Source organism: Lacinutrix sp. Bg11-31 (assembly GCF_002831665.1).
Taxonomy (GTDB): domain Bacteria; phylum Bacteroidota; class Bacteroidia; order Flavobacteriales; family Flavobacteriaceae; genus Lacinutrix.
Window position 1 is genome coordinate 2073175 of the sequence record NZ_CP025118.1, and the last position, 20253, is coordinate 2093427.

Below are 20253 nucleotides of genomic sequence, written 5' to 3' on the forward strand. Positions count from 1 at the left end.
TAAACCTTATTTACATTAAGCTACTGCTTTTCTGTTTTTACCAGTTTTCATCAAGCCATCATAGTGTCTATTTAACAAGTAAGAATTTACTTGTTGCATAGTATCGATTGCAACTCCAACCATAATTAATAATGATGTTCCACCAAAGAACAATGCCCAACCTGATTGCACTCCCATTAATTTGAAAACAAATGCTGGAAATATTGCAATTAAGGCTAAAAATATTGAACCTGGCAAAGTTATTTGAGACATAATCTTGTCTAAATATTCTGATGTTTCAGATCCTGGACGTATACCTGGTATAAAACCTCCACTACGTTTTAAATCGTCTGCCATCTTATTTGTAGGTACAGTAATAGCTGTGTAAAAATATGTAAATATAATAATTAACAATGCAAATACAATATTATACCATAATCCAAACATATCAGAAAAATTAGCAATCATCCATTGCCCAGCTGTCGTTTCTTTTAATAAAGATGAACCACCTATTAAACCGGGTACAAACATTATAGCTTGTGCAAAGATAATTGGCATTACACCAGAAGCATTAAGCTTTAATGGAATAAATTGTCTTGCTCCACCAAATACATTTTTCTCGTATCCTCCTGTTGCAGATCTTCTTGCGTACTGTACTGCTATTTTTCTAACAGCCATTACTAATAATATTGATGCTGCAATAATAGCAAACCAAATTAGTATTTCAAAAAGGATCATCATAGCTCCATTACCTGTAGTAAATCTAGCACTCATATTCTGTAAGAACGACTTTGGTAATGTTGCAATAATTCCAACCATAATTAATAAAGAGATTCCATTACCAATACCTTTATCGGTAATTTTTTCTCCTAACCACATTGCAAAAATACAACCTGTTACTAATATTACTATAGATGAAAAGTAGAATACGCCACCTTGACCTAACAAGAATGCAGAATCCGGAATACCAAACATTGGTCCTAAACTAGCTAAATAACCTGGTGCTTGTACTAAACAAATACCTATGGTTAACCATCTTGTAATCTGAGTTATTTTCTTTTGTCCACTAGCACCTTCTTTTTGAAGCTTCTGTAAATAAGGAATAGCAATTCCCATTAACTGAACTACAATAGAAGCAGAGATGTATGGCATAATACCTAAAGCAAAAACAGATGCATTTGCAAAAGCTCCGCCAGTAAAGGCATTTAATAAACCAAATATTCCACCACCATCTGCTTTACCTTGTAAGCTTGCTAATTGCGAAGCATCGATTCCTGGTAAAACAACTTGTGCTCCAAAACGATAAACTAATAATAAACCTAAAGTAAATATGATTCGGTTTCTTAGTTCTTCGATTTTCCAAACATTCTTTATCGTTTCTATAAATTTCATATTCTCTAGTAGGTCTTATAAAGTTGCAGCTTCTCCTCCAGCAGCTTCAATAGCAGCTTTCGCAGTAGCAGTAAATTTATGTGCAGTTACAGTTAACTTAGTTTTTAACTCTCCTCTTCCTAAGATTTTTACAAGCTCGTTTTTACCAGCTAATCCTAAAGAAACGATTGTTTCAAAATCTAATGTATCCTTAATTTTCTTTTCATCAACTAATCTTTGTAAAGTATCTAAGTTAATACCTTGATGTTCTTTACGATTGATATTTGTAAAACCAAATTTAGGTACACGTCTTTGAAGAGGCATTTGACCACCTTCAAAACCAACCTTCTTAGAATAACCAGATCGAGATTTTGCTCCTTTGTGACCACGTGTTGCAGTACCACCTTTTCCAGAACCTTGTCCTCTACCTATTCTTTTTCCTTGATTTTTTACTGAACCTTCTGCAGGTTTTAAATTACTTAAATTCATTTTTCAGTATATGTTATTTAGCTCCTTCTACAGAAACTAAGTGATTAACTTTTCTAATCATTCCTAAAATATTAGGAGTGTCATCGTGCTCAATAGTTTGTCCTACCTTTTTTAAACCTAAAGCTAACAATGTTAACTTTTGTCTTTTAGTACGGTTGATCGCGCTCTTAACTTTTGTTACTTTTATCTTTGCCATTTCTGTAAATATTAACCGTTAAAAACTTTCTCTAAAGATATTCCTCTTTCACGAGCAATAGTTTGAGCACTTCTTAATTGCAATAATGCATCGAAAGTAGCTTTTACTACGTTATGTGGATTAGATGATCCTTGAGATTTAGATAGTACATCGTGTACCCCAACTGCTTCTAATACAGCTCTTACAGCTCCACCAGCAATTACTCCTGTACCAGGAGCTGCAGGGATGATGTTTACTCGTCCTCCACCGTATTTACCTTTTTGTTCATGAGGTAATGTTCCTTTGATAATAGGAATACGTACAAGGTTCTTTTTAGCATCTTCAATAGCTTTTGCAATTGCACTTGCTACATCTTTAGACTTTCCTAAACCATGTCCTACAACACCTGCTTCATCACCAACCACTACGATTGCTGAAAAACCAAATGCTCTACCACCTTTTGTTACTTTAGTAACTCTTTGCACACCAATTAAACGATCTTTAAGATCTAAACCACTTGGTTTTACTAACTCTGCACTTCTGTATTTTTTATACATAATTTCTTAGAATTTAAGTCCTGCTTCTCTAGCTCCTTCAGCTAATGATTTTACTCTACCATGATATAAATAACCACCTCTATCGAAAGCGATAGTATCTACTCCTGCTTTAATTGCTTTTTCAGCAACAGCTTTACCAACTAAAGTAGCGGCTTCACTTTTGTTACCTTTTGCAGAACTAATGTCTTTATCTCTTGAAGATGCTGCTGCTAGAGTTTTACCTGTAACATCATCAACAACCTGAGCATAAATTTCTTTATTACTTCTAAAAACAGCTAACCTTGGTCTTGCTTCTGTACCAGAAACAACCTTACGGATTCTGCTTTTAATTCTTAGTCTTCTTTGGTTTTTTGTTAACTTCATAACTTAATTATTATGCTGATTTACCAGCTTTTCTTCTTAGTATTTCACCTACAAACTTCACACCTTTTCCTTTGTAAGGCTCTGGTGGTCTAAATCCACGAATTTTCGCAGCTACTTGTCCAACAAGTTGTTTGTCGTGAGATGTTAACTTAATGATTGGATTTTTACCTTTATCTGAAACTGTTTCCACTTTCACTTCTGGTGCAACACTTAAAACAATGTTATGAGAAAAACCTAAAGCTAACTCTAATTTGTTACCTTGGTTACTTGCTCTATATCCTACTCCAACTAGCTCAAGCTCTTTTGTCCATCCTTTAGATACACCATCAATCATATTATTGATAAGTGATCTATATAAACCATGCTTAGCTTTACTTTCTTTATTATCTGAAGGACGTGTTACTAACACTTTTCCTTCTTCAACTTTAACTGTTACTGTATCATAAGATTGAGATAGCTCTCCTAACTTACCTTTTGCTGTAACAACGTTATCTTTTACTTCTATAGTAACTCCTTCTGGAATTGCCACTGGATTATTTCCTATTCTTGACATCTCTTTCTTGTTTTATAGATTAGTAAACGTAACATAAAACTTCACCACCTACATTCTCACGTTGAGCTTGCTTTCCTGTCATAACTCCATGAGAAGTTGAAACTATAGCAATACCTAAACCGTTAAGAATACGAGGCAATTCAGTTGAACTAGAATACAAACGTAAACCAGGTTTACTGATTCTTTGTAATTTTCTAATTACTGGCTCTTTTGTTTCTTTATTGTACTTAAGGGCAATTTTAATTGTTCCTTGTACTGAAGAATCATCGAACTTATAACTTAAAATATATCCTTGATCGAATAATATTTTAGTTATGTCCTTTTTTAAATTTGATGCAGGAATTTCCACTACTCTATGGTTAGCACGCACAGCGTTTCTAACTCTTGTAAGGAAATCTGCAATTGGATCTGTATACATATTTATTAATTTACGGGCTTGGTTTTCATACTATTATGAACCTTAGACCAATTTAAATTTTTACCAACTTGCTTTTCTAACTCCTGGTATTAAACCTTGGTTAGCCATCTCTCTAAATGTAACACGAGAAACACCAAATGTACGCATGTAACCTTTTGGTCGTCCTGTTAATTTACATCTATTGTGCATACGAACTGGAGAAGCATTTTTTGGTAACTTTTGTAGTGCTTCGTAATCGCCGGCTGCTTTTAAAGCTTTACGTTTCTCAGCATATTTTGCTACTGTTTTAGCTCTTTTCACCTCGCGGGCTTTCATTGATTCTTTAGCCATAACTTAGTTTTTTTGAAAAGGTAAACCTAATTCTGTTAATAATGATTTTGCTTCTTTATCAGTTTCGGCAGAAGTCACAAAAGTAATATCCATACCAGAAATTTTATTGATCTTATCAATATCTAATTCTGGAAATATTATTTGTTCAGTAATTCCTAAATTGTAATTACCTCTTCCATCAAAACCTTTAGCTTTAATACCACCGAAATCTCTTACACGTGGTAAAGCTGAAGTTACTAAACGATCTAAAAATTCGTACATTCTTTCTCCTCTTAACGTAACCATAGCGCCAATTGGCATACCTTTACGTAATTTGAAAGCTGCAACATCCTTTTTAGACAATGTAGCTATCGCTTTTTGTCCTGTTATAGTTGTTAACTCATCTAATGCGTAGTCAACTAATTTTTTATCTGCAACTGCTGCCCCAACTCCTCTAGATAATACTATCTTTTTAAGTTTAGGAACCTGCATTACATTACTATAACCAAATTCTTCTGTAAGAGCTGCAATTACTTTGCTTTTATACTCTTCTTTAAGTCTAGGTGAATATGCCATAACTATATTACTTCGTTTGATTTTTTCGAAAATCTTACTTTCTTTCCGTCTTCCATTCTATATCCAATTCTTGTAGCTTCTCCTTTAGAAGTTAACAATGATAAGTTTGAAATTTGGATAGGAGCTTCTTTTTCTACGATTCCTCCTTGTGGACTTTGTGCACTTGGTTTAGTATGTTTCTTTACCATGTTCACGCCCTCAACGATCGCCTTGTTCTTATCGGCTAATACTTTTTGTACTACACCTTCTGATCCTTTATGATCTCCAGCAATTACTTTTACAGTATCTCCAGATTTTATTTTAAGCTTTGTCATCTTTATAAATGTCTTAAAGCACTTCTGGTGCTAATGATACAATTTTCATGAATTGTTTATCACGAAGTTCTCTAGCAACAGGTCCAAATACACGTGTTCCTCTCATTTCACCCGTTGGGTTTAAAAGTACACAAGCATTGTCATCGAATCTAATATAAGATCCATCTGGACGTCTTACTTCTTTTTTAGTACGTACAACAACTGCTGTAGAGACTGCTTTTTTCTTAATGTTTCCATTAGGAGTTGCATCTTTAACAGAAACAACAACTTTGTCACCTACAGAAGCATATCTTCTTTTAGTACCTCCTAAAACGCGGATTACTAAAACTTCTTTTGCTCCAGTGTTATCTGCTACTTTTATTCTTGATTCTTGTTGTACCATAATTACTTCGCTCTTTCAATTATTTCAACTAATCTCCAACACTTAGATTTAGATAAAGGTCTTGTTTCCATGATCTTTACTGTATCTCCAATGTTACAGTCGTTTGTTTCGTCGTGTGCTACGTATTTTTTCGTTTTTAAAACGAATTTTCCGTACATAGGATGCTTCACTTTTTTTACTTCGGCAACAACGATTGATTTCATCATTTTGTTACTAGTAACTATTCCTATACGTTCTTTTCTTAAGTTTCTTTTTTCCATCTTTCAGCAGAATTATTGTAATTCTCTTTTAGTTAATTCCGTTGCCAATCTAGCTACGTCTCTTCTTACAGAACGTAATTGGATTGGGTTATCTAAAGGAGATATTGCATGTGCCATTTTTAGGTCTGAATAACTCTTTTTTGTCTCACTGAGTTTCTCTTGTAACTCAGCTACAGATAATTCTTTAATTTCTGATTGTTTCATAATATCAAATAAATTATGCTTCGTAATCTCTAGCGATTAAAAACTTTGTTTTTACAGGTAATTTTTGTGCTGCTAAACGTAATGCTTCTTTTGCAACGTCTAATGGCACACCTCCTATTTCAAAAAGGACTCTACCTGGTTTTACTACTGCTGCCCAATATTCAACGGCACCTTTACCTTTACCCATACGTACTTCAAGAGGTTTCTTTGTAATAGGCTTATCTGGAAATATTTTAATCCAAAGTTGCCCTTCTCTTTTCATGTGACGAGTAGCTGCAATACGCGCTGCTTCTATTTGACGCGAAGTTAAAAAATTCGAGTCTAGTGATTTTATTCCAAAAGTTCCGTTTGATAGTTGGTGCCCTCTTCCGGCATTACCTTTCATACGTCCTTTTTGTTGTTTACGAAATTTTGTTCTTTTAGGCTGTAACATTTTTCTTGTTCTTTAAAAAATTACTTTCTACGACGAGATTGATTCTTATTATCTCTTCCGCCTCGTCCACCTTTTCCTTGCTTCTTAGATAATCCAACAAGAGGAGAAAGTTCTCTTTTACCATATACTTCACCTTTCATGATCCATACTTTAACACCCAACCTACCATAAGTAGTATGTGCCTCAACTAAAGCATAATCAATATCGGCTCTAAATGTAGACAAAGGTATACGTCCATCTTTGTAGTGTTCAGAACGTGCCATTTCAGCACCATTTAAACGTCCACTAATTTGGATTTTAATTCCTTCAGCGTTCATACGCATAGTAGCAGCAATAGCCATCTTTATTGCACGTCTGTATGAAATTCTATTTTCAATTTGACGAGCGATACTTGTTCCTACTAAAAATGCATCTAATTCAGGTCTTTTAATCTCAAAGATATTGATCTGAACTTCTTTACCTGTAATTTTCTTAAGTTCTTCTTTTAACTTGTCTACCTCTTGACCGCCTTTACCGATAATAATACCAGGTCTAGCAGTTGTGATAGTAACGGTTACAAGTTTTAAAGTTCTCTCGATTATTACTCTACTTACACTAGCTTTAGATAAACGTGCGTGAACATACTCTCTGATTTTATAATCTTCAGCAAGTTTGTCTCCATAATCGTTACCTCCATACCAGTTAGATTCCCATCCTCTGATAATTCCTAAGCGATTTCCGATTGGATTTGTCTTTTGTCCCATATCTATCTTAGCTTTGTGTATTATTGTTAGCTCCAACTACGATTGTTACGTGGTTAGAACGCTTTCTTATTCTGTGTGCACGACCTTGAGGTGCTGGACGCAATCTTTTTAACATAGATCCTCCATCAACTCTAATCTCTTTAACAAAAAGTTCAGCTTCTTCTATAGATGCATCTTCATTTTTAGCTTGCCAGTTTGCAATTGCAGATACTAACAATGTTTCTAAACGTTTTGATGCCTCTTTAGAACTAAACTTTAATATGTTAAGTGCTTTTTCCACGCGTTCACCTCTTACTAAATCGGCTACTAAACGCATTTTTCTCGGTGATGTAGGACAGTTATTAAGTTTAGCAAAAGCAATTTGCTTTTTACCTTCCTTAATAGCGTCTGCCATTTGTTTTTTACGACTTCCCATAGCTTACTACTTTTTACCTTTATTTTTAGCACCAGCGTGACCTCTAAAAGATCTTGTTGGTGAAAATTCTCCTAATTTATGACCTACCATATTCTCAGTAACATATACTGGAACAAATTGACGTCCATTGTGTACTGCTATTGTTTGACCAACAAAATCTGGAGTAATCATACTTGCTCTTGACCAAGTTTTAATTACTGTCTTTTTGTTGTTCTCAACGTTAGTAGCAACTTTCTTCTCTAATTTATAATGAACGTAAGGTCCTTTTTTTAATGATCTTGCCATGTCTTATTTTTTTCTACGTTCGATTATATATTTATTACTTGCTTTAGTTTTAGAACGAGTTCTAAATCCTTTAGCAGGTATACCGTTTCTTGAACGTGGATGTCCTCCAGAAGATTTACCTTCTCCACCACCCATTGGGTGATCGACTGGATTCATTACAACTGGTCTAGTTCTTGGTCTTCTACCTAACCATCTAGATCTACCTGCTTTACCAGAAACTAATAATTGGTGATCTGAATTAGACACTACTCCAATTGTTGCCATACAAGTAACCAAGATTAATCTTGTTTCACCTGAAGGTAATTTTACAGTTGCAAATCTACCATCTCTTGCCATTAACTGAGCAAAAGCACCAGCACTACGAGCCATAACAGCTCCTTGTCCTGGACGTAATTCTATACAAGAAATAATTGTACCTAGTGGAATATTCGCTAAAGGCATTGCATTTCCAATTTCTGGATCTACATTTTCACCTGAAACAATAGTTTGTCCAACTTGTAAACCATTTTGAGCAATGATATAGGTCTTCTCACCATCTTGGTAATTTAATAATGCGATAAACGCTGTACGGTTAGGATCATATTGAATTGAAGCAACTTCAGCAGGAATACCCGCTTTAGTTCTCTTAAAATCGATAATACGATACCTTTTCTTATGACCACCACCTTTGTAGCGCATAGTCATACGACCTTGACTGTTTCTACCACCTGAACGTTTTTTCGGAGCTAATAAACTTTTCTCCGGCTTATCAGTTGTAATGGCGTCAAATCCATTTACAACTCTAAATCGCTGTCCTGGTGTGATTGGTTTTAATTTTCTTACTGACATTTGTCTTTTAATTACATGTTAGTGTATAAATCAATTATCTCACCTTCCGCCAGCTGTACTATCGCTTTTTTCTTTGCGTTAGTTTTACCATGTTGAATACCAGTTTTTGTAAACTTAGTACTTCTATCTGGACGGACATTTATAGTACGAACTTTTTCAACAGAAACTCCATAAGCAGCTTCCACTGCTTTTTTAATTTCTACCTTGTTCGCCTTTGTATTCACGAAGAAGCTAAAACAGTTGTTTAATTCACTGTTTGCAGTTGCTTTTTCTGTGATAATAGGTTTAATTAAGATATTCATTTGTTTCTTATTTACTTAAATTCGTTACAATTCCTTCTAAAGCTCCTTCTAAAAGCACTACTTTACTTGCTTTTAGAATTTTATAAGTACTTAGTTCTGAGGCTAGTACCACATCAGAGCCTTTTAAATTGCGTGACGACAAATATACATTATTATTTGAAGCACCCAACACAAAGAGTGATTTTTTGTTTTGTAAGTCTAAAGCTTTCAAAATATTAGTGAAATTTTTAGTCTTTGGAGAGTCAAAATTAAAGTCTTCTAAAACAATAATTTCTTTCTCACTTGCCTTAATACTAAAAGCTGATTTACGAGCTAATCGTTTTAGGTTTTTATTAAGTTTGATTGAATAACTTCTAGGTCTTGGTCCGAACATACGTCCACCTCCTCTAAAAACACCCGACTTAATAGAACCTGCACGAGCTGTACCAGTTCCTTTTTGCTTCTTAATCTTACGTGTAGATCCAGTAATCTCAGCTCTTTCTTTCGATTTGTGAGTACCTTGTCTTTGGTTTGCTAAATATTGTTTAACATCCAAATACACTGCATGATTATTAGGCTCAATAGCAAAAACATCGCTAGAAAGGTCTGCCTTTCTACCTGTTTCTTTTCCGTTTATATCTAAAACTGCTACTTTCATTATTTTCTAATAATTACATAAGCGTTTTTATGGCCAGGAACACATCCTTTAACCACAAGTAGATTCTTTTCAGCAACTACTTTTAAAACTCTTAAATTTTGAACTTTTATAGTGTCTCCACCCATTCTTCCTGCCATCTTCATTCCTTTGAAGACTCTTGCTGGATAAGATGCAGCTCCAATAGATCCTGGCGCTCTTAAACGGTTATGTTGACCGTGAGTAGCTTGACCCACACCAGCAAAACCATGACGTTTTACAACACCTTGAAATCCTTTACCTTTTGATGTTCCTGCAACATCAACAAATTCACCTTCTTTAAAGTGATCTACAGTTATTGCATCACCTAATTTGTACTCCTCATCAAAACCTTGAAATTCTACGATTTTGCGTTTTACAGAAGTTCCTGCTTTTTTCACGTGACCTAAGTCCGCTTTAGTAGCACTTTTTTCTGTCGCGTCATCGAAACCTAGTTGAATAGCTGTATAGCCGTCAACTTCTTCAGTTCTGACTTGGGTAACGATACATGGTCCAGCTTCGATTACTGTACATGGCATATTTTTACCATTTTCATCGAAGATGCTGGTCATACCGATTTTTTTTCCAATTAACCCAGACATAATTATTATTTATTTATTATTACTATTTTGTTGAAACATGTTTCAACTCTACTTATTTTTAAAAAACTCAAGGCCGAAAATACGTTTCAGCCTTGAATTGTATTTTTCCGTTTTTCCTTCGCGCGCAGCTTAGGACATGTAAAGCTTAAACTTAAACTTTGATTTCTACTTCAACACCACTTGGTAACTCTAACTTCATTAGAGCATCAATAGTTTTAGAAGATGAAGAGTAAATATCTAATAATCTCTTATAAGAGCTTAATTGAAATTGTTCTCTAGACTTTTTGTTAACGTGAGGTGAACGTAATACAGTGAAAATTTTCTTGTGTGTTGGTAATGGAATTGGCCCAGTTACAACAGCACCTGTACTTTTTACTGTTTTTACAATCTTATCAGCAGACTTGTCTACTAAGTTATGATCGTAAGACTTTAATTTTATTCTAATTTTTTGACTCATTTTCTTAACTTTTTAAGATTGTTCTCCTTTAGCTGCTTTTATCACTTCTTCAGATACATTTGAAGGTGTTTGAGCATAGTGTGAAAATTCCATTGTTGACGTTGCTCTACCAGAAGATAATGTTCTTAATGTTGTTACATATCCAAACATTTCAGAAAGCGGCACTGTAGCTTTTATTGTTTTTGCGCCTGCACGGTCTCCCATACCTTCCATCATACCTCTTCTTCTATTTAAATCACCTACAATATCACCCATGTTTTCTTCAGGAGTAATAACTTCTAGTTTCATTATAGGTTCCATGATTACAGCTTTTGCAGCTTTAGCACAGTTTTTAAATCCTAATTTAGCAGCTAATTCGAAAGATAATTGATCCGAATCCACATCGTGATAAGAACCGTCACGTAAAGTAACTTTCATTGCATCTACTTCAAAACCTGCTAAAGGTCCGTTAATCATTGCTTGCTTAAACCCTTTTTCAATTGAAGGGATAAATTCTTTAGGAACATTACCACCTTTAATAACTGATTGAAACTGAAGACCTACAACACCTTCGTCAGCTGGTTCTACAGTAAACACGATATCTGCGAATTTACCACGACCACCAGATTGTTTTTTATAAACTTCTCTATGATCTGCTGCCTGAGTAATAGCCTCTTTATATTCAACTTGAGGTTGACCTTGATTTACTTCAACATTAAACTCACGTCTTAAACGGTCTACAATAACGTCAAGGTGAAGTTCACCCATACCTGATATTATAGTCTGTCCTGAAGCTTCGTCTGAACGCACAGTAAACGTAGGATCTTCTTCAGCTAATTTAGCTAAGCCTATACCTAATTTATCTACATCTGCTTTAGTTTTAGGCTCTACCGCGATACCAATTACTGGATCTGGAAAGTCCATAGACTCTAAAACGATAGGATGATCTTGATCTGAAAGTGTATCCCCTGTTTTAATAGATTTAAATCCAACAGCAGCTCCAATATCTCCAGCTTCTATATAATCAATTGCATTTTGCTTGTTAGCATGCATTTGATAGATACGTGAGATACGTTCTTTTTTACCAGAACGATTATTTAACACATAAGAACCAGCATCTAAACGGCCTGAATAAGCTCTAAAAAACGCTAAACGCCCTACGAAAGGATCTGTAGCAATTTTAAATGCCAATGCAGCGAAAGGCTCCTTAACACTTGGTTTACGTATAACTTGCTCGTCTGTATCTGGATTAATTCCAACAATACCTTCCTTATCCATTGGAGAAGGTAGATAACGACATACAGCATCTAATAGAAACTGAACACCTTTGTTTTTAAACGCAGAACCACAAATCATTGGAATAATAGCCATATCCATTACAGCAGCTCTAAGTGCAGCATGCACTTCTTCTTCTGTAATAGAATCTTCATCTTCCATAAATTTCTCTAAAAGATTCTCATCATAACTTGCAACTTCTTCAATTAAAAGCGCACGATACTTACGAGACTCTTCTTTTAACTCTTCAGGAATTTCAATAACATCGAAAGTAGCCCCTTGAGTTTCATCATGCCATACTATAGCACGATTTTTTACTAAATCTATAATACCTTTAAAGTTTTCCTCGTCACCAATGTTTAAAACTATTGGTACCGCGTTAGACTTCAACATATCTTTTACTTGCTGACAAACACCTAAAAAATCTGATCCTTGACGGTCCATTTTATTAACGAAACCAATTCTTGGCACTTTATAGTTGTCTGCTAATCTCCAGTTAGTTTCTGATTGCGGCTCAACACCATCAACTGCACTAAATAAGAACACTAAACCATCTAATACACGTAAAGATCTATTTACTTCTACAGTAAAATCTACGTGACCTGGTGTATCAATAATATTAAAATGATAACCTTGAGCTTCTGCTGTTGGCTCACCATTTTCCTTCGGAAACACCCATTCACAAGTTGTAGCTGCAGACGTAATAGTAATACCACGTTCCTGTTCTTGCTCCATCCAATCCATTGTTGCAGCACCATCATGCACTTCACCAATTTTATGTGAAACTCCTGTATAATAAAGAACACGCTCTGTCGTTGTTGTTTTACCAGCATCAATATGAGCCGCAATCCCTATGTTTCTTGTTAATCTTAAATCTCTTGCCATTTCTTAAAATCTAAAGTGAGAGAATGCTTTGTTTGCTTCAGCCATCTTATGAGTATCTACTCTTTTCTTAACCGCTGCTCCTTCTTCTTTAGCTGCTGCTAAAACCTCAGATGCTAAACGTTGCGCCATAGATTTTTCGTTTCTTTTTCTAGAATAGCTAATTAACCATTTCATTGCTGTTGAAACTTTACGATCGGCACGTATAGGATTTGGAATTTGGAATGTAGCTCCACCAACTCTACGACTACGCACTTCTACGTGAGGCATAACGTTAGACAATGCTTCTTTCCAGATTTCTAAACCTGTTTTCTCTTCGTCTGTCTTTTTAGACTCTACGATATCTATTGCATCGTAAAATACTTTAAAAGCTACTGACTTCTTACCATCCCACATCATCATGTTTACAAAACGAGTCACTAATTGATCGTTAAAACGAGGATCTGGCAAAAGCGGTCTTTTTTTCGCTGCTCTTTTTCTCATGTCTTCTTCTTAAAGTTTTAAAATTACTTCTTAGGGCGTTTAGCACCATACTTAGATCTACGTTGCGTACGACCATCAACACCTGCGGTATCTAATGCTCCACGTACAATGTGATATCTAACTCCTGGTAAATCTTTTACCCTTCCACCTCTAACCAATACTATCGAGTGCTCTTGTAAATTATGTCCTTCACCACCGATGTATGCATTAACCTCGTTACCGTTTGTTAAACGAACCCTTGCTACCTTACGCATTGCTGAGTTAGGTTTTTTAGGTGTCGTTGTATAAACACGAGTACACACACCACGTCTTTGCGGACAAGAATCTAAAGCAGCCGATTTACTCTTCTTGGTTATTTTGGCTCTTCCTTTTCTTACTAATTGTGAAATTGTTGGCATATATCTTAATATGTAAATTTAATTGACCTCTTTTAAGAGGGATGCAAATGTAGAAATTTATTTTTGAATTTCAAACCCTAAAAGATTAATTTTCAATACTTTTTTATTTTTTTCTTTACGCCTATATTATATGTATAGTTTTTCCATTAAATTTACATCATAAATAATACATAGAATTCGTGTGCAAATATACTTACTTTCTTATTTTAATACTCTGTTTTTTTTCTTCGGAATTAAATGCTCAGAATTTGAGTTTAAAAATCACTGGTTCAAATGAAAAAGAAACTACAATAATTACAAATTTCGGCTATAAGCAAAACCACTTTGATTATAATTCAATTATTAATGAAGCAAATTCGTTTCATGAGAAAATAATTAAAACTGGCTATATTGAGAGCAAGCGTTTATTAATAAAAAAAAATAACGACAGTTCTTTTCAAATTAAATTTCAATTAAAAAACAAATATGAAACTATTGAGATAAATTACGATTCAACTAAAATAAAAAAAAGCTTAATAAGTTCGGTCTATAAAGAAAGCTCCAGTAATTATTTTGTAGTCCCTTTTAATAATATAGAAGAAACACTTGAACATATTAATATCAAAATCGCTAATAATGGCTTTCCATTTACAAAGGTCAAGCTTTCAGAAATTAAAATCAAAGACAAGAAAACCTTAGTAGCACAACTAATCATTGAAAAAGAAGAAAACAAGCGCAGTTTAGACAAAATAGTCATTAAAGGCTATGAGAAATTTCCTAAATCTTATTTAAGAAGGTATTTAAAAATTAAGCCTAACAAAGTTTTTAATATTGAAACAATAAAGAACAAAATGATTGCGCTAAATAATTTACGCTTTGCGGAACAAACCAAAGAGTCTGAAGTTTTATTTACAAAAGACTCAACTACCTTATATATATACCTTCAAAAATCGCAGAGTAATACTTTTGATGGCTTCTTAGGGTTTAGCACAAATGAAGAAACAAATAAATTAGATTTTAATGGTTACATAGATTTAGAATTAAATAATAATCTAAATTATGGAGAAACTTTCAACCTACTTTATAAAAGTGATGAAAGCGAACAAAAAAATTTCGAAGCAATACTAAACCTACCTTATTTATTCTCAACTCCAATTGGAACAGAGATTTCATTAAAAATATTAAAAAGAGATAGTTCCTTTACATCCGTAAATCAAAAAGCTAGCGTATTTTATCAATTGAATTCAAAAAACAGAGTGTTTTTAGGAATTGAAAGTACCGAATCTAGCAACCTATTAGAAAATAAAAACAATTCTCCAATAACAGACTACAAAAGTAATCTCTACAATCTTAAATATATTTTTGAAAACAGATGGGTTTCAAATTCGTTATTTCAAATAAAGAATAGAGTAAAATTAGAATTAGGTTTAGGTAAACGAAAAACAGATCTTTATAATGAAGGTCAAGAAAAAATAACTATAGATGCATTCCATAGTTTTCAACTTAACTTAAAAAATAGTTTTTTTACAAGAATAAATGGAGCCTTATTGAATTCGGATTCCTATTTTGAAAATGAACTCTTCAGATTTGGCGGCATAAACTCCATAAGAGGTTTTACAGAAAATAGCGTACTTGCAAGTCGCTATATTATTCTAAATACAGAATACAGGTACAAATTAAGCAATAGTATATACGCGCACACAATATTAGATTTCTCTAATTTTGAAAACAAATTATCTAAGACTAAAGAAAATCTATATGGTTTTGGATTAGGGTTTGGTATTAAAACAAAAGCAGGGTTATTAAAATTCAATTTTGCAAATGGTAAAACAGAAACACAAAGTTTTCAATTTTCTAATAGTAAAATACACCTCAGTTTAGTCTCTATATTTTAGTTTAACAAGACTTAAAAAAAACTTTTTTGAAAAAAAAACGAAATTTTAACCATTAAATATTGTTTTATTAACTTTTTATTATGATTTTTGACACAGACTAATTCAAATAAAATATAAAATGAAAACAAAGTTTAGTGGAATTTTAACGCTATTACTAGCGTTTGTTGTGCAACTCTCGTTCGCACAAGGGAAAACAATTTCAGGTACAATCTCCGATGGAGACAATTTACCCTTACCTGGAGTAAATGTTGTTGTTAAAGGTACAAGTAATGGTACGACAACAGATTTTGACGGTAATTATTCAATTTCAGCAAATACAGGAGATGTATTAGTATTCTCTTTTGTTGGAAACAATGAAGAAAAAACTGTTGGAGCTAATAACAAAATCAGTTTTACAATGCTTGAAAATCAACTTGAAGAAGTTGTAATTACAGCCCTTGGTATCAAGAAAGCTGAAAAAGCAATTGGTTATTCTGTTCAAAAAGTATCAGGTGATGGACTTACTGAAGCTAGAGAAGGAAACTTAGTAAATGCACTTTCTGGTAAAGCTGCAGGTATTCAAGTAACTAACAGTTCTGGTAGTGTAGGTGCTTCTTCAAGAATAGTATTAAGAGGTAACTCTACTATTACTGGTAACAACCAACCTCTATTTGTTGTTGATGGTGTACCATTAGACAATTCTAGTTATAGTTCTGCCGGTTCTGGTGGAGGTAGAGATTTACCTAATGGAGCTGCAGACATTAATCCTGATGACATTGAATCAATCTCGGTTTTAAAAGGACCTAATGCTGCTGCATTATATGGAGTTCGTGGTGCTAATGGTGTAATTGTTATTACAACTAAATCAGGAGGTAATAAAGATGGTTCATTTAGCGTAAATATTAACTCTAATGCAACTTTTTCTAACCCTCTAAAACTTCCAAGTTACCAAAATTCTTATGGTCAAGGTGGAGACACAAACTATTTTGAATTTGTAGATGGTGCTAGTGGAGGAATTGGTGATGGTGTTGATGAAAGTTGGGGACCTGCTTTAGACGTTGGACTTGAATTTGTTCAATGGAACTCTCAATTAAATGGAGGACAAGCATTACCATGGGTATCTAACCCAGATAACGTTAAAGACTTTTTCGATACAGGAGTAGCTTTAAGTAATAGTATTAGTGTTACTAAAGGTGGTCAAGGTGGATCAATGAGATTTTCTTTAGGAAAAAGTGAACAAGATGGAATGGTGCCTTTTACTGAATTAAACAGATTAAATCTTGGATTTAACGGTAAAATGGATTTAGGAAAGAAATTTCACGGAGGTATGTCTATGAGTTATATTAACTCTGAAAGTGATAACTTACCAACAGGTGGTTATAACAACGAAAACCCAATGCAACAATTTATCTGGTCTGCTAGACAAGTGAATTTTTCTGATTTAAGAGATTGGAGAAACTTCCCTTTAGCGCCTTCTAATACTGCAGCTGCAGGAACACCTTTAAACTGGAATCATAATTTCCAAAATAATCCTTATTGGATTTTAGAAAACAATAGGAATACATTTGCAAAAAATCGTTATGTAGGAAACATTTATTTCACTTACGATTTCTCTGACAAATTTAGTGCTACAGCAAAATACAGTAGAGATCAATATGCTCAAGCAGAAAGTATTATTAAAGCAAAAGGATCAAATGAGTCTCCAGACGGAGCTTACACAGAGGTAAAAAGAGATTATACTGAAGCAAACATAGAACTGTTATTATCTTATAATACAGATTTATCTGACGACTTCACACTATCTCTTAATGCAGGTACTAATGGAATGAAAAGAAATTATTCTTCTTTAATTGGTAGTGCTCCTGGATTAGAGCTTCCTGGTTTATATAATTTATCTAACATTTTAACAGGTGCCACACCTACTTATTCTAACTATTCATCTGAAAGACGTATTAATAGTGTTTACGGATTTGGTTCTATAGGATATAATGATTATTTATTTTTAGAATTTTCAGGAAGAAATGATTGGGCTTCGGTATTACCTGTAGCAAACAATTCATTCTTTTATCCTTCAGTTTCTTTATCTGCAATTGTATCAGATATGGTAGAATTGGATGGAGCTAAAATTGATTATCTTAAATTAAGAGGTGGTTGGTCTAAAGTTGGTAGTACAGGTGCATTAGGACCATACAACTTAAACCAAACTTACGGATTATCTAATAATGCTTTTGGTAATCAAGCATCAACACCTAACACAAGATTTAGTAATACATTAACTCCTGAGACTGTAACTGGTTATGAAGCTGGTATAGATGTTAGAATGTTTAATAGTAAAATTAAATTTAGTGCTACTTACTACAATCAGTTAAGTACAGATTTATTATTACCAATACAGTTATCTGCTTCAACAGGTGTTACAAGCGCATGGAAAAATGCAGGTGAAATGGAGAATAAAGGTATTGAGTTATCTTTAGGAGCTACAGTTATTGAAAATGACAATTTCAAATTAGGTGTTGATTTCAATTGGGCTAAAAACAAAAACGAAGTAGTTTCTTTAGGAGGACTTGATTCTTACATTTTAGGTAGCCAATGGGGAGTTAGACTTGAAGCAAGACCTGGACAACCTTATGGTGTTCTTGTAGGTCGTGGTTTCGAGAGAAACGACTCTGGTCAAGTAATATATGAGAATGGATTACCTAAAATAGATGATACTTATAAAGTTTTAGGAGATATTGCTCCAGACTGGACTGGTGGTGTAAGTCTTAATATGCAATATAAAGGTTTTACATTAAATACATTAGTTGATGCCAAAATAGGAGGAGATGTACATAGTATGTCTTACGCTTGGGGTAGATATGCTGGTACTTTAGAAGAAACTTTAGAAGGAAGAGAAACTGGTGTTGTTGGTAATGGTGTAATGTCAGACGGTTCTGGAGGTTATGTTCAAAACAACGTTGTAACTACTGCTAAATTATTTAACCAAAATGCTTTTGGTAACGGTGTTGAAGAAAGTGCAATTTTTGATGCATCTTATGTTAAATTAAGATCTGTATCAATTGGTTATTCTTTACCTCAAAGTTTACTTAAAGGAACATTTATCTCTAACGCTAAATTTGCAGTAGTAGGTAGAAATTTAGCAATACTACATTCTAATGTTCCACATATTGATCCAGAGACTGGTTTCAGTAGTGGTAACGGAGAACAAGGGCAAGAATTTGGTCAAATACCATCTGCTCGTTCTATTGGATTTAACGTTAACTTATCATTTTAAAAAAAAAATAACATGAAAAACACAAAATTAATCCTTCTAATGTTTTTATCACTAGCTGTTTTTAGCTGTGATCAAGATTTTGAAGAAGTAAATACAGACCCTAATAATGCTACAGTTATACCTGCGCATTTATTATTAGGTAATTTGATTAGAATTAATCAAAATGAAATGTATCTCGTACAAGGAAGTGGAGATATGGGAGAGTGTTGGGCTCAACACTGGTCTAAAGTTCAATATAATGATGAAGCTCGTTATATTCCAAGAAGAGGTTCTATAGATAGAATATGGAACGTATTATATGCTTCTGTATTAAGTGATGCTAAATCAATGTATGAATTAGCTGGAGAAGAAGGAAACTCAAATTTACAAGCAGTTTCTCTAATAATTCAAGCAAATTCATTTCAAATATTAACAGATTTATATGGTCCAATTCCATTTGCTGAAGCATTAAACGAAGCAGTAGAACAACCAGCTTACAGTACTTCTGAAGAAGTATATGCAGGTATTCTTTCTATGTTAGACCAAGCAGATGCTTTATTAGCAGCTAACACTGGTGAAATAGTAGCAACTTCAGATTTATTATATTCTGGAGATGCTAGTAAATGGCAAAAATTAGGGAATTCATTAAAATTTAAAGCATTAATGCGTAGCAATGGTTCTAATAGTGAACTACAAGCTTTAGTAAATGAAGGTCAGATGTTTTCATCTAATGCGGATAATGCACAATTAGTGTATACAGACTTAGATCCTGATGCTAACCCAATTTTTGAAACTATCGTTTTTGGTAATAGACCAGAATATAAAATTTCTTCTGCTGTAGTAGATATTTTAACGGGCTTAGGTGATCCAAGATTATCAGTTTATGCAGGATTAAATGCAGATGGTGATATTGTTGGTAAACCAGCAGGATATTTAAATTTACCTAGTGAAACTTTAGGTTACACTTATGGAAATATTAGTCCATTAGGAGATAAGTACTTAGACCCTACATTACCTGGAGTAATGTTATCTTACTCGCAGTTAAGCCTTTTAATGGCTGAAGCGGCTAATGAAGGAAAAATTAGTGGTGGTATGGTTGCTGCAAAAACTTTTATGGATCAAGGAATAGCAGCTAGTTTCGACTTTAACGCTATTGGTGGTGCTGGAGCTTATTCATCTGCGATTACTTTTAGTAGTCAAACTGATGCAAGAGCAAAAATTGCAACTCAAGAATGGATTGCATTATTTGGTCAAGGTTTTGAAGCTTGGACAGAATGGAGAAGAACAGGATTCCCTGCTTTAACACCTGCTGTTGACGGTGACTTACCATCTATTCCAACTAGATTGTATTATCCTACGACAGAAGCGTCTTTAAACGCAGCTAGTTATAATGCTGCAAAAGCAACATTAAATAATGGAGATGCTTTAGATTCTACATTATTCTGGCAATAATTTTAAAAAAAAGA

28 protein-coding genes are annotated in these 20253 nt (G+C 33.9%); 3 read left to right on the top strand and 25 right to left on the bottom strand.

Annotated features, from left to right (window positions below):
• Positions 1-15: 15 nt before the first annotated feature.
• From secY to rpsL, 25 genes are all read right to left on the bottom strand, one after another.
• Positions 16-1371, bottom strand: a complete 1356-nt coding sequence (secY, locus tag CW733_RS09310) for a preprotein translocase subunit SecY (RefSeq protein ID WP_100996936.1) — start codon at positions 1369-1371, stop codon at positions 16-18.
• 15 nt (positions 1372-1386) lie between these two features.
• Positions 1387-1839, bottom strand: a complete 453-nt coding sequence (gene rplO, locus CW733_RS09315) for a 50S ribosomal protein L15 (protein WP_100996937.1) — start codon at positions 1837-1839, stop codon at positions 1387-1389.
• 13 nt (positions 1840-1852) lie between these two features.
• Positions 1853-2035, bottom strand: a complete 183-nt coding sequence (rpmD, locus tag CW733_RS09320) for a 50S ribosomal protein L30 (RefSeq protein WP_100996938.1) — start codon at positions 2033-2035, stop codon at positions 1853-1855.
• 11 nt (positions 2036-2046) lie between these two features.
• Positions 2047-2571, bottom strand: coding sequence for a 30S ribosomal protein S5 (gene rpsE, locus CW733_RS09325; protein WP_055446724.1), 525 nt, complete (start codon positions 2569-2571; stop codon positions 2047-2049).
• A 6-nt stretch (positions 2572-2577) separates the two neighbouring features.
• Positions 2578-2934, bottom strand: coding sequence for a 50S ribosomal protein L18 (rplR, locus tag CW733_RS09330; RefSeq protein WP_055446725.1), 357 nt, complete (start codon positions 2932-2934; stop codon positions 2578-2580).
• A gap of 10 nt (positions 2935-2944) precedes the next feature.
• A complete protein-coding gene (gene rplF / locus CW733_RS09335; protein ID WP_100996939.1) occupies positions 2945-3487 on the bottom strand; it encodes a 50S ribosomal protein L6 in 543 nt (180 codons plus the stop codon).
• Positions 3488-3506: 19 nt separating this feature from the next.
• The gene (gene rpsH / locus CW733_RS09340) at positions 3507-3905 is read right to left on the bottom strand and encodes a 30S ribosomal protein S8 (RefSeq protein WP_100996940.1); all 399 of its coding nucleotides are present in this window, start codon (positions 3903-3905) and stop codon (positions 3507-3509) included.
• Positions 3906-3965: 60 nt separating this feature from the next.
• Positions 3966-4235, bottom strand: a complete 270-nt coding sequence (gene rpsN / locus CW733_RS09345; RefSeq protein WP_055435713.1) for a 30S ribosomal protein S14 — start codon at positions 4233-4235, stop codon at positions 3966-3968.
• Positions 4236-4238: 3 nt separating this feature from the next.
• A complete protein-coding gene (gene rplE / locus CW733_RS09350; RefSeq protein WP_100996941.1) occupies positions 4239-4790 on the bottom strand; it encodes a 50S ribosomal protein L5 in 552 nt (183 codons plus the stop codon).
• Positions 4791-4792: 2 nt separating this feature from the next.
• A complete protein-coding gene (gene rplX, locus CW733_RS09355; RefSeq protein ID WP_100996942.1) occupies positions 4793-5104 on the bottom strand; it encodes a 50S ribosomal protein L24 in 312 nt (103 codons plus the stop codon).
• A gap of 13 nt (positions 5105-5117) precedes the next feature.
• Positions 5118-5486 carry a 50S ribosomal protein L14 gene (gene rplN, locus CW733_RS09360; RefSeq protein ID WP_013869034.1) on the bottom strand — a complete coding sequence of 123 codons (369 nt, stop codon included), beginning with the start codon at positions 5484-5486 and terminating at the stop codon, positions 5118-5120.
• 2 nt (positions 5487-5488) lie between these two features.
• Complete coding sequence (gene rpsQ / locus CW733_RS09365; RefSeq protein WP_100996943.1) at positions 5489-5746, bottom strand: 30S ribosomal protein S17; 258 nt, start codon at positions 5744-5746, stop codon at positions 5489-5491.
• Between the two features lie 12 nt (positions 5747-5758).
• A complete protein-coding gene (rpmC, locus tag CW733_RS09370; protein WP_013869036.1) occupies positions 5759-5950 on the bottom strand; it encodes a 50S ribosomal protein L29 in 192 nt (63 codons plus the stop codon).
• A gap of 13 nt (positions 5951-5963) precedes the next feature.
• Positions 5964-6383, bottom strand: a complete 420-nt coding sequence (rplP, locus tag CW733_RS09375; protein WP_055435711.1) for a 50S ribosomal protein L16 — start codon at positions 6381-6383, stop codon at positions 5964-5966.
• A 20-nt stretch (positions 6384-6403) separates the two neighbouring features.
• On the bottom strand, positions 6404-7126 hold the full coding sequence (gene rpsC / locus CW733_RS09380; protein ID WP_055435710.1) for a 30S ribosomal protein S3: 723 nt from the start codon (positions 7124-7126) through the stop codon (positions 6404-6406).
• Positions 7127-7133: 7 nt separating this feature from the next.
• Complete coding sequence (gene rplV, locus CW733_RS09385) at positions 7134-7541, bottom strand: 50S ribosomal protein L22 (protein WP_055435709.1); 408 nt, start codon at positions 7539-7541, stop codon at positions 7134-7136.
• Between the two features lie 6 nt (positions 7542-7547).
• Complete coding sequence (rpsS, locus tag CW733_RS09390) at positions 7548-7826, bottom strand: 30S ribosomal protein S19 (RefSeq protein ID WP_100996944.1); 279 nt, start codon at positions 7824-7826, stop codon at positions 7548-7550.
• A gap of 3 nt (positions 7827-7829) precedes the next feature.
• Positions 7830-8654 carry a 50S ribosomal protein L2 gene (rplB, locus tag CW733_RS09395; protein ID WP_055435707.1) on the bottom strand — a complete coding sequence of 275 codons (825 nt, stop codon included), beginning with the start codon at positions 8652-8654 and terminating at the stop codon, positions 7830-7832.
• A gap of 11 nt (positions 8655-8665) precedes the next feature.
• Complete coding sequence (gene rplW, locus CW733_RS09400; protein WP_100996945.1) at positions 8666-8956, bottom strand: 50S ribosomal protein L23; 291 nt, start codon at positions 8954-8956, stop codon at positions 8666-8668.
• A 7-nt stretch (positions 8957-8963) separates the two neighbouring features.
• Complete coding sequence (gene rplD, locus CW733_RS09405; RefSeq protein ID WP_100996946.1) at positions 8964-9593, bottom strand: 50S ribosomal protein L4; 630 nt, start codon at positions 9591-9593, stop codon at positions 8964-8966.
• Positions 9593-10210, bottom strand: coding sequence for a 50S ribosomal protein L3 (gene rplC, locus CW733_RS09410; protein ID WP_055446732.1), 618 nt, complete (start codon positions 10208-10210; stop codon positions 9593-9595). The genes rplD and rplC overlap by 1 nt, the downstream gene beginning before the upstream one ends.
• Before the next feature lie 151 nt (positions 10211-10361).
• The gene (gene rpsJ / locus CW733_RS09415; RefSeq protein ID WP_007650482.1) at positions 10362-10667 is read right to left on the bottom strand and encodes a 30S ribosomal protein S10; all 306 of its coding nucleotides are present in this window, start codon (positions 10665-10667) and stop codon (positions 10362-10364) included.
• A 12-nt stretch (positions 10668-10679) separates the two neighbouring features.
• Positions 10680-12806 (bottom strand): elongation factor G, encoded by a 2127-nt coding sequence (gene fusA, locus CW733_RS09420; protein ID WP_100996947.1) that lies wholly within the window; start codon positions 12804-12806, stop codon positions 10680-10682.
• 3 nt (positions 12807-12809) lie between these two features.
• Entirely contained in the window at positions 12810-13286 is a 477-nt protein-coding gene (gene rpsG / locus CW733_RS09425; protein WP_055446734.1) for a 30S ribosomal protein S7, read from the bottom strand.
• A gap of 23 nt (positions 13287-13309) precedes the next feature.
• Positions 13310-13684: a 30S ribosomal protein S12 gene (gene rpsL / locus CW733_RS09430; protein WP_013869047.1), complete on the bottom strand. Its 375-nt coding sequence runs from the start codon at positions 13682-13684 to the stop codon at positions 13310-13312.
• A gap of 248 nt (positions 13685-13932) precedes the next feature.
• Here rpsL and CW733_RS09435 point away from each other — a divergent pair, with 248 nt between their 5' ends.
• The 3 genes from CW733_RS09435 (at position 13933) to CW733_RS09445 (ending at position 20239) form a co-directional block, all read left to right on the top strand.
• A complete protein-coding gene (locus tag CW733_RS09435) occupies positions 13933-15558 on the top strand; it encodes a POTRA domain-containing protein (RefSeq protein ID WP_232730341.1) in 1626 nt (541 codons plus the stop codon).
• Between the two features lie 118 nt (positions 15559-15676).
• The gene (locus tag CW733_RS09440) at positions 15677-18808 is read left to right on the top strand and encodes a SusC/RagA family TonB-linked outer membrane protein (protein WP_100996949.1); all 3132 of its coding nucleotides are present in this window, start codon (positions 15677-15679) and stop codon (positions 18806-18808) included.
• Between the two features lie 12 nt (positions 18809-18820).
• Positions 18821-20239 carry a SusD/RagB family nutrient-binding outer membrane lipoprotein gene (locus CW733_RS09445; RefSeq protein WP_100996950.1) on the top strand — a complete coding sequence of 473 codons (1419 nt, stop codon included), beginning with the start codon at positions 18821-18823 and terminating at the stop codon, positions 20237-20239.
• Positions 20240-20253 lie beyond the last annotated feature (14 nt).

Bases quoted from the DNA above. Each gene is read 5' to 3' on its own strand.
- secY (WP_100996936.1), bottom strand. From the start codon at position 1,371: ATGAAATTTATAGAAACGATAAAGAATGTTTGGAAAATCGAAGAACTA.
- rplO (WP_100996937.1), bottom strand. From the start codon at position 1,839: ATGAATTTAAGTAATTTAAAACCTGCAGAAGGTTCAGTAAAAAATCAA.
- rpmD (WP_100996938.1), bottom strand. From the start codon at position 2,035: ATGGCAAAGATAAAAGTAACAAAAGTTAAGAGCGCGATCAACCGTACT.
- rpsE (WP_055446724.1), bottom strand. From the start codon at position 2,571: ATGTATAAAAAATACAGAAGTGCAGAGTTAGTAAAACCAAGTGGTTTA.
- rplR (WP_055446725.1), bottom strand. From the start codon at position 2,934: ATGAAGTTAACAAAAAACCAAAGAAGACTAAGAATTAAAAGCAGAATC.
- rplF (WP_100996939.1), bottom strand. From the start codon at position 3,487: ATGTCAAGAATAGGAAATAATCCAGTGGCAATTCCAGAAGGAGTTACT.
- rpsH (WP_100996940.1), bottom strand. From the start codon at position 3,905: ATGTATACAGATCCAATTGCAGATTTCCTTACAAGAGTTAGAAACGCT.
- rpsN (WP_055435713.1), bottom strand. From the start codon at position 4,235: ATGGCTAAAGAATCAATGAAAGCCCGCGAGGTGAAAAGAGCTAAAACA.
- rplE (WP_100996941.1), bottom strand. From the start codon at position 4,790: ATGGCATATTCACCTAGACTTAAAGAAGAGTATAAAAGCAAAGTAATT.
- rplX (WP_100996942.1), bottom strand. From the start codon at position 5,104: ATGACAAAGCTTAAAATAAAATCTGGAGATACTGTAAAAGTAATTGCT.
- rplN (WP_013869034.1), bottom strand. From the start codon at position 5,486: ATGGTACAACAAGAATCAAGAATAAAAGTAGCAGATAACACTGGAGCA.
- rpsQ (WP_100996943.1), bottom strand. From the start codon at position 5,746: ATGGAAAAAAGAAACTTAAGAAAAGAACGTATAGGAATAGTTACTAGT.
- rpmC (WP_013869036.1), bottom strand. From the start codon at position 5,950: ATGAAACAATCAGAAATTAAAGAATTATCTGTAGCTGAGTTACAAGAG.
- rplP (WP_055435711.1), bottom strand. From the start codon at position 6,383: ATGTTACAGCCTAAAAGAACAAAATTTCGTAAACAACAAAAAGGACGT.
- rpsC (WP_055435710.1), bottom strand. From the start codon at position 7,126: ATGGGACAAAAGACAAATCCAATCGGAAATCGCTTAGGAATTATCAGA.
- rplV (WP_055435709.1), bottom strand. From the start codon at position 7,541: ATGGGAAGTCGTAAAAAACAAATGGCAGACGCTATTAAGGAAGGTAAA.
- rpsS (WP_100996944.1), bottom strand. From the start codon at position 7,826: ATGGCAAGATCATTAAAAAAAGGACCTTACGTTCATTATAAATTAGAG.
- rplB (WP_055435707.1), bottom strand. From the start codon at position 8,654: ATGTCAGTAAGAAAATTAAAACCAATCACACCAGGACAGCGATTTAGA.
- rplW (WP_100996945.1), bottom strand. From the start codon at position 8,956: ATGAATATCTTAATTAAACCTATTATCACAGAAAAAGCAACTGCAAAC.
- rplD (WP_100996946.1), bottom strand. From the start codon at position 9,593: ATGAAAGTAGCAGTTTTAGATATAAACGGAAAAGAAACAGGTAGAAAG.
- rplC (WP_055446732.1), bottom strand. From the start codon at position 10,210: ATGTCTGGGTTAATTGGAAAAAAAATCGGTATGACCAGCATCTTCGAT.
- rpsJ (WP_007650482.1), bottom strand. From the start codon at position 10,667: ATGAGTCAAAAAATTAGAATAAAATTAAAGTCTTACGATCATAACTTA.
- fusA (WP_100996947.1), bottom strand. From the start codon at position 12,806: ATGGCAAGAGATTTAAGATTAACAAGAAACATAGGGATTGCGGCTCAT.
- rpsG (WP_055446734.1), bottom strand. From the start codon at position 13,286: ATGAGAAAAAGAGCAGCGAAAAAAAGACCGCTTTTGCCAGATCCTCGT.
- rpsL (WP_013869047.1), bottom strand. From the start codon at position 13,684: ATGCCAACAATTTCACAATTAGTAAGAAAAGGAAGAGCCAAAATAACC.
- CW733_RS09440 (WP_100996949.1), top strand. From the start codon at position 15,677: ATGAAAACAAAGTTTAGTGGAATTTTAACGCTATTACTAGCGTTTGTT.
- CW733_RS09445 (WP_100996950.1), top strand. From the start codon at position 18,821: ATGAAAAACACAAAATTAATCCTTCTAATGTTTTTATCACTAGCTGTT.